10 protein-coding genes are annotated in these 14,752 nt (G+C 40.9%); all 10 read right to left on the reverse strand.

The genetic code is table 11. The features are described 5' to 3' along the window. Window positions 1-507, reverse strand: a 507-nt coding sequence (locus FJ218_08360) for a dihydropyrimidine dehydrogenase (protein ID MBM4166909.1), incomplete at its 3' end; no start/stop codon positions are given. An 89-nt stretch (window positions 508-596) separates the two neighbouring features. Further along, window positions 597-2,090 (reverse strand): aldehyde dehydrogenase family protein, encoded by a 1,494-nt coding sequence (locus FJ218_08365; protein ID MBM4166910.1) that lies wholly within the window; start codon window positions 2,088-2,090, stop codon window positions 597-599. A 207-nt stretch (window positions 2,091-2,297) separates the two neighbouring features. Beyond that, a complete protein-coding gene (locus tag FJ218_08370; GenBank protein ID MBM4166911.1) occupies window positions 2,298-5,945 on the reverse strand; it encodes a T9SS type A sorting domain-containing protein in 3,648 nt (1,215 codons plus the stop codon). Window positions 5,946-5,980: 35 nt separating this feature from the next. Further along, on the reverse strand, window positions 5,981-8,869 hold the full coding sequence (locus FJ218_08375; protein ID MBM4166912.1) for a T9SS type A sorting domain-containing protein: 2,889 nt from the start codon (window positions 8,867-8,869) through the stop codon (window positions 5,981-5,983). A gap of 33 nt (window positions 8,870-8,902) precedes the next feature. After that, window positions 8,903-10,249, reverse strand: coding sequence for an aspartate aminotransferase family protein (locus FJ218_08380; GenBank protein ID MBM4166913.1), 1,347 nt, complete (start codon window positions 10,247-10,249; stop codon window positions 8,903-8,905). A gap of 33 nt (window positions 10,250-10,282) precedes the next feature. After that, entirely contained in the window at window positions 10,283-10,825 is a 543-nt protein-coding gene (locus FJ218_08385) for an ORF6N domain-containing protein (GenBank protein MBM4166914.1), read from the reverse strand. A gap of 12 nt (window positions 10,826-10,837) precedes the next feature. Continuing rightward, window positions 10,838-11,716, reverse strand: coding sequence for an acyltransferase (locus FJ218_08390; GenBank protein ID MBM4166915.1), 879 nt, complete (start codon window positions 11,714-11,716; stop codon window positions 10,838-10,840). 185 nt (window positions 11,717-11,901) lie between these two features. Next, window positions 11,902-12,813 (reverse strand): protoheme IX farnesyltransferase, encoded by a 912-nt coding sequence (gene cyoE, locus FJ218_08395; GenBank protein MBM4166916.1) that lies wholly within the window; start codon window positions 12,811-12,813, stop codon window positions 11,902-11,904. A gap of 17 nt (window positions 12,814-12,830) precedes the next feature. Beyond that, window positions 12,831-13,757, reverse strand: a complete 927-nt coding sequence (locus FJ218_08400; protein MBM4166917.1) for a hypothetical protein — start codon at window positions 13,755-13,757, stop codon at window positions 12,831-12,833. A 16-nt stretch (window positions 13,758-13,773) separates the two neighbouring features. Then, the gene (locus FJ218_08405; GenBank protein MBM4166918.1) at window positions 13,774-14,709 is read right to left on the reverse strand and encodes a hypothetical protein; all 936 of its coding nucleotides are present in this window, start codon (window positions 14,707-14,709) and stop codon (window positions 13,774-13,776) included. Window positions 14,710-14,752 lie beyond the last annotated feature (43 nt).

A 14,752-nucleotide genomic window follows, 5' to 3' on the forward strand; every position in this document is an offset into this window, starting at 1 on the left:
ATATTCTTTCGCTTCGTAGATTGTAACATCAAAACCGAGCAACGCACATTCCGCCGCACACGAAAGTCCGGATGGTCCGCCGCCAATAATGCCAACGGATTTTCCATTCTTTGGCGCGGGAGTAAAAAGTTTCGGCATTCCGTTTGCAAAATATGTATCAATTGCGTAACGCTGCAACCTGCCAATCTCAATCGGTTTTTCACCGCGCTCGTTATAGACACACGCACCTTCGCACAAAACATCAACGGGACACGCTTTTGCACACGTGAGCGCAATCCAATTCGATTGTAAAATTGTTTTCGCCGAACCTTTCATATTTTCCGTCGCAATTTTTTTGATGAACGTAGAAATATCAATATGTGTCGGACACGCTTTCATACACGGCGAATCGAAGCAATACAAACAGCGATTTGCTTCGGCGGTTGCTTGGTTTTTTGTGAACGCAGGTTTGAGTTCTGCGAAATTACTTTCGTATTGTTCGTGAGAGAGTTTTGGAGCTAAATTCATTTTAGAAAATCATTTGAAAAATTTTACATTTTATATTTTACATTGAGCATTGAAGAAACAATCTAAAATCTAAAATGTAAAATATAAAATCAATAAATATTCGTCTCTCGTTTCTTTCCTGTAAAATCAATATACACGGTTTTTATTTCGGTGTAGAAATCAAACACTTCCGTTCCTTGTTCGCGTGGACCGATGCCGGTTGATTTGCTTCCACCAAATGGTGCTTGTGCTTCTCCGCCAATCGTAGCAGAGTTGATATGCACTTTTCCCACTTCACTCATTTCTGCGAAGCGCATAATTTTTGCAATGTCGTGAGAATACAGCGACGCAGACAAACCGAACTTTACACCGTTTGCAATTTCTACTGCATCATCAAAATTCTTCGCGCGAATAATCGAAATCACCGGACCAAAAATTTCTTCTTGCGCTATTCTCATTTGCGGCGTAACGTTATCGAACAATGTCGGCTCGACAAAATATCCATTTGCAAAATCTCCATTCGTCAATCGTTTTCCGCCTTTGAGCAAATGCGCGCCATCTTGTTTACCGATATCAATGTAATTCAATACCGTTTTCATTTGTCCTTCATCAACGCTTGGTCCCATATCGGTTTCAGATTTTATTCCATCGCCGACTTTGAAATTTTCCAATCGCTTCAACATCAATTCGGTAAATTGAGCCGCTACACTTTCTTCTACTATCAAACGACTTGCTGCAGTGCATCGTTGTCCCGTGGAACCGAATCCACCGAGTATTGCTCCTTCAACAGCAAGACTCAGATCTGCATCTGCAAGAATGACGAGAGGATTTTTTCCACCCATTTCGCATTGCACTCGAATTCCACGACGTGATGCTTGTTCATACAATCCGCAACCAATTTCATTGGAACCTGTGAAAGAAATTCCGTGAACATCTTTGTTATTGACAATCTCATCACCGACAACGCTTCCGTTTCCAAAAACCAAATTTAAAACTCCCGGTGGAAATCCCGCTTCTTCAAATATCTCGACAATCTTTACGGCAGAAAGCGGCGTGTTCGTAGCGGGTTTGAACACAACTGTATTTCCAGCAACGAGTGCAGGTGCAATTTTCCACAACGGAATTGCATTCGGAAAATTCCATGGAGTAATCAATCCCATCACACCAAGCGGTTGACGAATTGTATAAATAAATGTGTTTGGAAGTTCGGAAGGAATTGTTTTTCCGTTAAGACGACGACCTTCGCCGGCTGTAAATTCCATTATGTTAATCGCTCGCTGAATTTCCCCGCGCGCTTCTCGAAGAATTTTTCCTTCTTCTTTCGTGAGCGCAATTGCAACGTCTTCAATGCGTTCCTGCAATAATCTCATCGCTTGAAACATCATCTTTCCGCGCACAGGTGATGGCGTGGTTTTCCATTTGTGAAACGCTTCTTTCGCGTACGCAATTGCTTCTTTTGTTTCTTCGCGTGTGGAAAGGGGAGTGTGGCACAACACTTCATTTGTGTTTGCAGGATTGATGTTCGGCGTAGTTTTTCCGCTCGAAGAGGAAACCCATTTTCCGTTGATGTAGTTTTTCAGTGTGGGGATTTCTTTTGACGTTATTTGCATTATCAGGTATTAGGTAAAAGGTTTTAGATTCTAGAAAGTGAAAATATTTTTCACATTGATTTTCGTTCCATTGATCACCATCGAAGTAATTTTTTCTTTTTCAGAAAATACTTTTCCAGCAGAATATCATTTTTCTTCAAGAACAAATTGTATTACTACTTTCTTTCCTGCGGCTTGGCGTCTTCGCGTGAGCAATCAATTTTATTTCATCAAAATCATTCTTTTCGTTTCCGAAAAATTCTTTGTTTGCAAACGATAGAAATACATTCCGCTTGGATATGGCGCAGCATTCCATTCGATGGAGTACGTTCCTGCTTGTAATTCTTTTTGTATTAGCGTAAAAACTTCTTCTCCGAGCAGATTAAATATTTTCAGCGTTACAAATTCATCCGATGGAATTCCGAATGTAAATTTTGTAACCGGATTGAACGGATTCGGATAATTTTGTTCGAGGAACAATGCAGCCGGAATTTCATCCAGCCGATTTTCTGAAACTGACACAAGCCCGGAATCCGTTCGCATCGTTATCGCAAGTAAACCCAAAACTCCGGTTGAGCCAATGACTGTTCCCGTTCCTGTTGATGGATTGATGTGAATAAGATTATTGATGGATGTTCCCGAACCCTTTAGTCCATACAAATTTCCGAATGCATCGAATGTCAACGACGGGGTAATTTGATTATCTCCCGTATTTCCGATGAGCGTTACTTGCCCGTTTGTGGTGTTTACCGTATAAATTTTATCTCTTCCGGAAATTGGCGGACGAACAGATGCGAATAATAATTGGTTTGCCGGTTGGAATGAAAATCCGGAATAAAACATATTTGAAGCATTACCGATAAATAAATCTTCGCCGGTTTGTTCGTTGATGGTAAATAAATCCCCGCTCGTTGTTCCTGCAAACAATGTCCCGTCATTGCGGAATGCAATTGCACGAAGATTGGGAATCGCTAATGTTGCAGAAGGAATTACTTCGCCGTACATACTGCTGACACGGTATAAAATTGAAGACGATGAATTTGTCCGTATGCCAAATAGTTCTTTGCTTGTTGGATGAATTGCGAGTCCGTGAAGTTCGCCAACCGTTAATGCGCCGACTTCTGTTCCGGTTCCGGTGCTTGTATTGAGGGAGTAGAGCGTACCGGTGTTTGATGCCGCATATAATTTCCCGACGTCCGCTTTTCCAATATGAACACCTTTACCTGTTAGGTAAATTTTGGAGATGGGCGCATTGGGGTCGTTGCTTGTTATCGAAATTGTATCGAATGTTTCTCCATGGATTTCGGGAGAGAACGAAATTTTGAATTCTACGTTTTCATCAAACGCCAAATGAACCGGAAACGTTGGAAGGTCGAGAAGCTGAAATTGCGCAGATATATTTGTTATGGATGAAACGGACAGTGTTTCTGCTCCGACATTTCTAATCGTTGCTTCAATGGTGTCATGCGTAAAGGTTTCAACTTTTGAGAATACGAATTGTGATGGAGACGCAAGAATAGATGCAACGGAATCTATCATTAAACGGGTTTCGAAAGCGGAGCGGCCATGAGTACCAACGCGTAACAATCGTTCTGTTCCGTGTTCAAAATAATCGAAATCGAGAGCAGGAACAACCGGTAATCCGTTTCCTTGCCGCGTCCAGTTTATTCCCGCATTTGTTGAAAGATAAACACCAAGGTCGTTGGCAACATAATAATGATTGGTATGATGCGGGTCAACAAACATATCACTGTGCGGAACATCGGGTAAATCGCCGGAAATATTTTCCCACGATAGACCGAAATTTGTAGAACGAAATGCTTTCCCCGAACCGAATCCCGAACGAACGGCAAAGATTGTTGTTTCGTCAGTGGGATGCGGAACAACCCGCGATATATATCGTGTTGGCTGGGGGAGAGGAGTTGCGCTTCCCCACGTGAACCCGCCATCAGTTGAAACCTTTATTTCCGTACTTGCCGCAAGCATCATTCGGTTTGCATTAACACGACTGAAGTGGAGAGAATTGATGACAGCTCCCGTAACGTTGGAACTGATTGCATCCCACGATGAGCCGCCGTTAATAGAACGAAAAATACTTCGCGACGCTCCGTATATCCATTCATGATTTTCCGGATGAATGAGAAATGGCGTTGTCCAATCCGGTGATGTTTCCCACGGAGGAGTCACATTAGAAAAAGTATTGGGATTACCGTTACTCACGCTTTTTAACAATGCTCCGTTTTGATAGGAAACGTAGTATGTATTTTCATTTTCGTAATCAATAAAACATTCCATTCCGTCTGCGCCAAAAATTACATTCCACGGCGTTTCACCTTTGTTGCTTGTTTTCGAAGTTCCGTTATCTTGAGCGCCGGCAATTACTATATCAGGATTGGTTGGGTGCGATGCGATTCGGTAAAATTGCAGCGTAGAAAGTCCGGCATTTCTATGTACCCACGATGTGCCGCCATTGGTAGAAGTATAAATTCCTCCGTCGCATCCAAGATAACGAACAGTCGGATTGGATGGAGCAAATCTCATTATGTGGTAATCAACGTGCGTTTGTGAAATAGTGGAAAAAGTCTGTCCGCCGTTCGACGAATACCGAAGCTGCTGGTCGCCGATATACACTTCGTTCGGGTTTTGCGGATTGACTCCTAATAATAAATCATACCATCCTTGCCCGCTCGTGTATGATTGCGAAACGGCTCCCCAATTTACGCCATCGTTGGTGGATTTATACAATTGCATCGTGCCATCAGTTTTGTAAATCAGCGCAAAGATTGTTGATGGAGAAGATGTTGGAACGGATAGTTGAATGCGTGCTATTGTGCCGGATGTTGGAAGTCCACTTGTTGAGCGATTCCACGATAAACCCATATCGGTAGAAAAATAAAAACCAGCAGTTGCACCTCCACCACAACCAGCGTACACTCTGTTTTCGTTCAACGGGTGAAAAACAACATCGAATCCATTGTCCGCATCAATAACTTTTGCCCACGTATTTCCGGAATCTCCGCTTCGCCAAATTCCTTCATTCGTCAAATTTCCCAAATAGGAATATCCGCTTCCAAGTCCCGCGAGAATAATGTTCGATTGGAAAGGGCTGACAGCAAGCGCACCAAAATGAGTTACTGTTCCAAAACCGCTTGTTACATTCATCCACGTTGCTCCTGCATCAGTTGACTTAAATAATCCTTTGCCGTTATACACAACGTGATTAAAATTATACATTGCTTCGCCTGCGCCGGCATAAATATTATTCGGATTTGAAGGGTCAATAGCAATCGCGCCGAAAGTGTTCGAAGCAAATTCATCGCTTAAACTATTCCAGTTCAATCCGCCATCGGTCGTTTTCCATAAACCTCCGCCCGCTGCCCCGAGATAAACAACAGTGGGGTCAGTTGGATGAATTGCCAATGCGCGAACTCTTCCGCTGCACGTTCCCCATTGTGCTGGAGAAGTATAGATGATGCCGCGCGGTCCCAGTTGTGTCCACTCAGCTATTTGTGATTGTTTGTATTTGTTTGATTGCTCGAGGGAACGTAACTTATCACGTTCTGTTGTGTACGTGCTGATAGAAATTGTATCGTAAGGAAATGCGCGAGGGCGATAAAACCATTCAAAGCGTTTATAGGTGTTTGTGCGTTGAATGTCTGCAGGAATTTCATCCCAGAGTGATGTTTGTTGCGCAATAAGCTGTGTTGCAAACACAAAAAGATAGAATGTAACAATGATAGTAAGAGTATTGATTTTGGATGTGAATGGTGTTGTATTCATTTGATAAGTTTGAGTGTGAAATAAAAAAAACCGCGATGAATATAGGAAAGGAAATAGAGAAATGGAAAAGAAAAAACCCGTTATCTTCATAACGGGTTTTTAGATTTGAGAAAACAGATTCTTCGTTATTTCATGAGCGCCATCTTCCGCACCTGCGAAAAACTTTCTCCTTCGCCGGTAGCGGTGAGTTTGTAGAAATACATTCCGCTGGGAACATTATGTGCATTCCATTGAACAAAATACTTTCCTGCGTTCATTTCTTGTTGAACAAGTGTTTCAATGTCTCTTCCAAGCACATCAAAGATTTTCAGTGTAACGAATCCGTGTTTGGGAAGTTGAAAATTGATTTCTGTTACAGGATTAAACGGATTCGGATAATTTTGTTCGAGAGAATATATTGTTGGTTTCTCAAAGGTTGTATAACGTATTCCAAGACTCACGCTATCGGGCCACAATGCAAGCGCTTGCGCATTTGATATTCCCAAATTTCCGATAACTGTTCCAACGGCATTTGAAGTATCAATGCTGATGAATTTACTTGCAGAAATTCCGGTTCCAACTAAACCGTACAATCGTCCCGTTGCATCAAAAATCAAATCGGGTGTAATGGATGCAAGACCGGTATTTCCTACGAAAACTGTATCACCAAGAGGAAAATTGATTTTGTAAATTTTATCCCTTCCCACTAAAGCCGGACGAACGGAAGCCCACATTTGATTGGTGATTGGATTAATTGCTAATCCGGCAATTTGGATACCCGTTAATGCAACTTCAAGTGCATCGCCGGTATTCATATCCACAGAATAAATACTCCCGCTTGATGAACCAACAAATAATGTTCCATCGGACTTAAATTCCATACCTTTTACGTTTTGCAAATCAAGCGTTGCAATAGAATACGCGTCTCCTTGCGTGCTATTGATTCGAACGATATTATACGCTGAAACAGTTTTTGCTAATCCAACGAGTTCATGCGTTTGCGGATGTACACGAACGCTGACGATATCCGAAAATCCGGTAGAACCAATTGGTGTTGCAACTCCCGTCAACGGATTGATAGTTAACAGTCTTCCGCCGTCGGTTGAACCTGTCGTAACGTACAACACACCTTTTTGTGCTGGAGTAATTGTATAGCCTTTTCCTTTGAGTGCAATTACTGATGTTGTATCACTGGAATTGTTTGAAGTCAAAAGCACAGAATCTACTATAACACCGTTTACAGAAGCAGTATAAGAAAACTGCAATTTCGCTGTATCAAAATACGAAACCGTTATTGGCAAAGATGGAAGGTTGACAAGATGAAATTGTGAACCCGGTGTTGAAACATTGGAAATAATTAAATCTTCAATTCCATCATTGGTAACCAATACAGTAAGTGTGTCGCTTGTTTCACCGATTTGATACGAACCAAAATCAATTGAATCACTGCTCAACGCCATCACACGCCCAGGAAATGGGCTCATTTTTATTTTTCCCACCCACGTTCCCCACGTATTTGCGGGAATCGGTGCAAACTCCGTAAAAGTCCATATTGCATTTTGTTCAATTGGGTCCAATGCAATTCCATTGTAATCTCCCCAACGGTTGCGACCGTTTCCTACTTTCACGTAGTTTGCTTCACCAACTTTTACTGGTACACTTGGTGAAAGTCCCGGAGAATCATTCTCTTTTCTTCCTGTAACATACGCGCCAATATATTCTGTTAATCCGCTGCGACTATATGTAATGATAATGTTTCGTTCTTCATCAACCATAATAGCAGGATAAAAATGCCAGAAACCATCTTTTCCCATTGCAATATCTTCTTTCACTTGACTTGTAAATGGATTGATGCGAACATACCGAACAGCAGAAAATTGACTACCTGCGCCGCTTCCAATGCAATGCACTGCCCATAACGAACTATCTCGATAAATAACGTTTGCGCGAATTTTACTTCCTCCTCCTTCAATCAATGTTGAACTTCCGCCCAATTGATTTGCATTTGGCGGTGTTGAATATTGTGTTACGGAAACATTTGCGCCGGAAATTGTTGGTGTCGTAATGGGATTATGAATTTTCCACAACGTTAAATAGGTTCCCGAAGAAAACGGAGATGAATTCATCATAAATCCCATTCCCAAAGAATCAAACGCCGACATCGGTCGAACATTATCCGGTGTTACCGATGTACTCGATGGGTCTCGGAAATCCCAAAAATCTTTCCACGAAATCGCTCCAGGCGTACTGGAATAGAGTTCCGCTTTGTTTATAATACGCAATTTTGAATATCGAAAACTTCCCGAAAAAGCAAATTGACGCGACGTTAAATAAATCGCTTGGGCATCATAACCTAATGCTGGATAATCTCCCCAACTTCCAATTCCCGAATCGCCAACGGTGAACGACGGAGTTCTCCAGTTTATCCATTGTCCCATCGGATTACTATCATCCGAAACCGAAAACAGATGATAATGTTCCGATGCCGTTGGCGTTGTCATCCATTGCATTACCCAACGATTCGCAAAATTGTCATAAATAACTTGCGGGTCATTGGGTCCGCTTCCCGGTGCAATACTGTTAAACCAAACAGATGCCTGAATAGTTTTCAACGTAGTACCGTTTTTATCATAAATTCTGAACGCAGAATTTACCAACACCATGATATGATTCGGACCTGCTGCCATAATCGGATCCGGAGGAAAACCGCCTTGGTCATTAATTCCACGAAAATTTTTTTCAACGACAGGACGAGAATTTCCTAACGAAAATTTTTCTTCCAAATAGTTTGAACCTTCAGGAGCAGAAGGAGGCATCATATTCGGCGGAGGCGGAAGCAGAGGAACTTCGGGATTATTCGTTTTTTGAAATGAAGAACCATCGGAAATGAATGGCGCTTCAGAAAATAATCCGGTATTCACTATAACGCCAGATGCAACTGAACCATTTTTGGGTCCTTTTACCAATTGCGAGTTCGCTTGCAATGAAATAATGAATAATAAGATAATTGTTATGTTAAGAGAAAGAGGTTTCATAGAGAGTTTGTGTTTGTAGTGAATAAAAAAATGTTATGAAATCATCGTATCGGCTATAATAAGTGCATCATCAAGCGCTTTTATGCCCATATCAATTTCGTCTTTGGATACAATGAGCGGCGGAGCAATGACAAAATGTGAAACCCACGCTTGAACAAATACGCCATTCTTCATCATTTCCATCGCAACTTTGTCAACAAGGAGAGGAGTTCCGCTGATTTTATCATTGTACGTGTTGAACGGTTCTTTCGTTTGTTGATTCTTTACAAGTTCGACTGCACAAAACATTCCAATGCCGCGAACTTCACCGATGGATTTGTGTTTTGCTTTTAGTTCGTGCAGTTTTGTTCCGAGATAATTTCCAAATTCAATTGCGCGTTGATTTAAATTCAATCGTTTCATTTCATTGATAGAAGCAATCGCAGGAGCAAGTGTTAGAGGATGCGCTTCATACGTATGTCCATGAGAAAAATAATGGTCATCGAAAAACTCCGCAATCTTTTTGGAAGTCGCGCAAAGTCCGAGCGGCATATATGCGGTTGTAATTCCTTTTGCAGTTGTTAAAATATCGGGCGATACATTCCAATGGTCAATCGCAAACCATGTTCCTGTTCGTCCCCAACCGCTCATCACTTCATCGGCAATGAGCAGAACATTATGTTTGTCGCAAATTTCTCTGAGTCGCGGAAAATACTCTTTCGGTGGAACGAGAACTCCATTCGTGCCGACAACCGGTTCAACAATTACTGCGGCAACATCGCTTTCATTTTGAATCATATGTTCGATGTAATCAGCGCATGCAACATTACATTCCGGATAATGATGATGCATTGGACATTTGTAGCAATTTACTTCCGGCGCAAAAATTACACCTTGCACTTTTCCCGCCGGTTCCATTGCCCAACGCCGCGGGTCGCCCGTTGCCGCAATCGAACCCATCGTTGAGCCGTGATACGAACGATAGCGCGCTATGATTTTTGTTTTGCCCGTGTACATTCGCGCAATTTTGAATGCGGCTTCGTTTGCTTCTGTTCCCGATGTTGTGAAGAAAAATTTTTCCAATCCTTTCGGAAGAACAGTGAGAAGTTGTTTGCTTAATTCCGCGCGAACATCTGTTGCAAATCCCGGTGCAATGTAAGGAAGTGATGCGGCTTGTTCCTGAATTGCTTTTACCACCGCTTGATTTTTGTACCCAAGCGTAACACACATTAACTGCGAAGAAAAGTCAAGATATTTTTTCCCGCTTGCATCAATAAAATACACTCCTTCCGCATCAACGACGTGAAGCGGTTTCCAATTTTTTTGAAATCGCCACGTTCCGTATGTGTATTTTGCCGTAAGTTCAGAAACGGAAAGTTGTTGTGGTTCTTGTTCGTTCATAAAATTGTTTTGCGTTCGTTTGAGTTTGAAAAATTATTTTCTCGTTGCTTTGTAAAGAACAGTTTTTTCTCTTACAACAAATCCCATCGGTTCTTTTTTCGGAAGCGGAGGTGGTTCAAGTAATCTTCTCATTGCGCTGAAAACAAGTTTGAATTGTCCGTCGTATCTTTTTTCCATTTCATCAATTCGTCGCGAGAGTTCTTTATTGTTTGAATACATTTGCCGCAACTTGACGAAAGTTTTCATTATTTGAATGTTCACCTGAATTGCGCGTTTACTTTTGAGAACACTTGATAACATTGCAACACCAAGTTCTGTAAATGCATACGGTAATTGATATGAAAATTTTAAGTCTTGGAGGTGGTCACAATTTGTTACCACCTTTTTTCGTTCTTCTTTTGTAAGTTGAAACATAAACTCTTTGGGAAATCGTTCAATGTTTCGTTTTACTGCTTGATTTAAAACTTTTGTTTGAACGTGATAGAGTTCAGCCAAATCACGGTCAATCAATATTTTTTCTCCGCGAAGAAAGATTATTCGATTTTCAATTCTTTCGATGGGAACGATTGCTTTCACTGAAAATTGAATTTACGATTTCTCCACTGCACTAATTGCACCATATTCTTCCGGTCTTCTGTCGCGGAAAAATTGCCACGTATCTCTCACTTCTTGAATTTCATCTAAGTTTAAGTCTGCAACGACGAGAAAATCTTTATCGCGCGGCGCTTCTGCAATTATTTTTCCACGCGGATTACAGAAATAACTTTGTCCGTAAAATTCTCCGATGTTCCACGGCGCTTCAAATCCTACACGATTAATTGCTCCTACAAAATATCCATTCGCAACTGCGTGCGCGGGTTGTTCGAGTTTCCACAAATATTCTGAAAGTCCGGCAACAGTTGCGGAAGGATTGAAAATAATTTCTGCGCCATTCAGTCCAAGAATACGCGCGCCTTCGGGAAAATGTCTATCGTAACAAATGTAAACTCCGATATCAGCATACGCAGTTTTAAAAACAGGAAAGCCAAGATTTCCCGGTTTGAAATAAAACTTTTCCCAAAATCCGGGTTCAACTTGAGGAATATGATGTTTGCGATATTTGCCGAGATATTTTCCATCAGCATCAATTATCGCAGCCGTGTTGTAATAGATACCTGAAATTTCTTCTTCGTAAATCGGAAGAACGATTACCATCGAATATTTCTTTGCAATCTCTTGAAACATTTTCGTCGTTGGTCCATCGGGAATTTTTTCGACGAGCGCATACCATTTCTTTTTTTGTTCCGCGCAAAAATATGGACCATAAAATAATTCTTGCATACAGAGTATTTGTACACCCTTTTTAGCGGCTTCGTCAATCACTGCAAGATGTTTTTCAATCATTGCTTTTTTGATGACTTCGATTGGTTGTTCGGAAGATGTTGCGAGCGTGGTTTGAATTAATCCACCGCGAACGATTCGGGACATAAATTCTCCGCTGTGTATTTAAGAGTGAGTTGATATTTTTTGGAAAAATAAAAAAAACTTCTATTGAAGTTTATTTTGTTGGCGAAAATATAAAGAGATTTGCGAAAGGGAAAAACTGTATGTTCAGTTTTTTTGAGCAAGGAGGAGAGAAGAAACGAGAGGTTCGAGAAGAAAGAAATTCTTCGTTACAAAACGTATACCATTATTTTATCCAGCATCATTAATGCAATAAGAAGTGGGAAATAAACAATTGAAGCAAGCAAAAGTCGTTTTGCGTTTGTGTTTGATTTATCTTTCACCAGTAAAATTCCGTAAGCAAGAAATCCAAGACCAATAACTATCGCGCCAAAGAAATATATTTTTCCTGTGAGTTGAAAAATTGTTGGAAGAATGCTTGTAGGAATTAGAACGATGCAATGAATCAATATTTGAAAACTTGTGCTTTTTCCTTCAGGTTCAATAACAGGCAAAAAGGGAAAACCTGCTCGCTCATAATCTTTCCTGTACATCCATGCGATAGAAAGGAAATGCGGTATTTGCCAAATGAAAAGTATGGCAAATAACGTCCATGCTTCAATGGAGATTTCATTTCGAACAGCAGTCCATCCCATCAGCGGGGGAACTGCTCCGGGGAAACTTCCGATGATTGTTGATAATGAAGTAATTTTTTTTGATGGCGTGTAAATAAAAAGGTAACCGCCGATTGTTGCGGCTCCTAAAACGCTTGTTAGTAGATTGACAAATTGTGCAAGATAGAAAATTCCTGTTACGGAACAGAGAATTCCGAATAATAATCCGTCGTGATATGAAATTTTTCCCAAAGGAATCGGTCGAAGTTTTGTTCTGTTCATCAATGCATCAATTTCATATTCCATCACCATATTCAATGAACCACCGCCTGCTGCAATAAGTGCAGTTCCGATAAGCGTATGCATCAATAACAGCAAATCCAATGAATTCACACTTCCGAGAGCAAATCCTGCGAATGTAGTTGTCAAAGCGAGATACGTTATTCCAGGTTTTGAAAGTTCGTAAAAATTTCTCATCGTGGAAATGTAATGAGAGAGAGGAAGACTTGTTGTACTGAGTGCTTTCAAGAAATTAAACGATGTAACTAATGTTTTGCGAATACGATGTTGTAAGCACTGTGTTGAATGGATGTGTAATGTTTTCTCACGAAAAGTGTGAGACACAAACTTATCGCCAACATCCCCGCGCCGGTTGCAAGATGTAAAACGGTAGCAGTTACCATTGTCCAATTGGTATTGACGGAATCAAGAGAAATATATTTCAAAAAGAACGAAGCCGTTCCGATGAACAATTGAACCCACAGTAAATGTTGCAACGATTGAATCAAACGAAGAATTGTTTTTTGCGATGTATGTTTTTTGAAGCGATAGGTGTATTTCAAAATAAGATATGACACAGCACTTGCACCAAAGAGATGGAAAATCAAGTAACTGCTAATGAGAGTGTCATTGTGTCGAAGTAATGCGCCAAGTATAAGTTGGACGAAAATGGAAATTGTAATAAGCGTTGAAGTTCGCTGAAAAGAGAATGATGTGCTGGATTCCAAGACTTCGATTTTTTTTTGCCATTCTGGAGATGTAAAAAGCGCGATACTTACTGTGATGCAGAAGAACGTTTGAGCAAGTGTTGCGTGCGTTGCTGAAACAAACTGCGGAAGATAAAATAGTACGGTGATTCCGCCGAAAATTCCTTGCACAATAACTGCAAGTAAGGCGATGAAACCTAACTTTTTCATCCAAGAACGTTGTTCAGTTCTCCAAATCCAGATAGAGAGAATTACCGTGAGAAAACCGATGAACGATGCAAGAAGGCGGTGGCCGTGTTCAAATAAAATTCCCCCAATCCATTGTTCCACAGGAAAGAGGAACATATTTTCCCCGTACGTGTTAGGCCAATCGGGAACTGCAAGACCTGAGTCGGTGCTTGTTACCAATCCTCCAGCAATGAGTAAAAGAAATGTGCAACAGGAAAGGAATATAGCGTACCGATGTAAATAGTTGTTATATGTCATTGAACCAGATACCGTATTACTGATTCAATTCTGCTTCATGTTCCTTCATCCACGCTTCAAATTCTTCTGTCGTTTGAACGTTCATATACCCGCGCATTCTGAAATGTCCGAGTCCGCAAAGTTGAGCGCACGCAATTTCAGACGGAATATCTTCTGCTACGCGAATGTGAGTAATTCCTGCATAGCGCAACGTTGTGTTTGCTTCGTCGGAGATGTAATCATATTTTGCAAGAATAACAGTTCCATCGTTTGCTTTGTAATCCTGCAGCGAAACAAGATTGAATTGACGTACCGAATCAGAAGTCGAAACATATCGCGCAACTTGTTCCTGAAGTTGTTTTGTTGTTGTATTTGCTTCGAATTGAACAGGAACGGAAATGCCGGGTATCGCGTCTTGTTTCACGCGCATATACGGCAAGTTCAAACTGTGAATAACATCTTTACTGGTGAGATGAATGTAAATCGGTTTGTTGACAGGAAGGTTGAATTGGTTAATAGTAATGATATCGTCCTTGGCGTTTGCATCGGTTCTATCAATTCCTAAGGGATTATCTGCATCAACAAGTTTTAAATCGGTTGTACCAAATTTTCCATCGTTTCCGGGATAGTGAATATTCCAAGCAAATTGTTCCGCAACAATACGAACTTCCAATACATCGTTTGTTTTAGAAATGTCTATACGATTAGCCCAAACAGGCAAGGAGAAAACGAAGAGTTCTACTAATTCAATCGCAGCAATAATAAGCGTAAGATACAAGATAAATTTTGTTTTTGTTCCTGTGTAATTCGCTTGTGGGTTTTTTGATTGACGAAAACGGATGAGCACATAAACATAGTACACTGTCCATCCAATGAAGAGTGCAAACATTAGCCAGTGGATTTTGTAAATCAGTTCGTCAATGAGATGCCCGTGAGCAGAGGTAATAGGCGGTAATTTGAGAAGTTCTTCCACAGTTTTTTTTGATATTAAAAGTTACATTATTTGTTTACAATTC

The organism is Ignavibacteria bacterium (genome assembly GCA_016873775.1).
Classification (GTDB): Bacteria; Bacteroidota; Ignavibacteria; order UBA10030; family F1-140-MAGs086; genus JAGXRH01.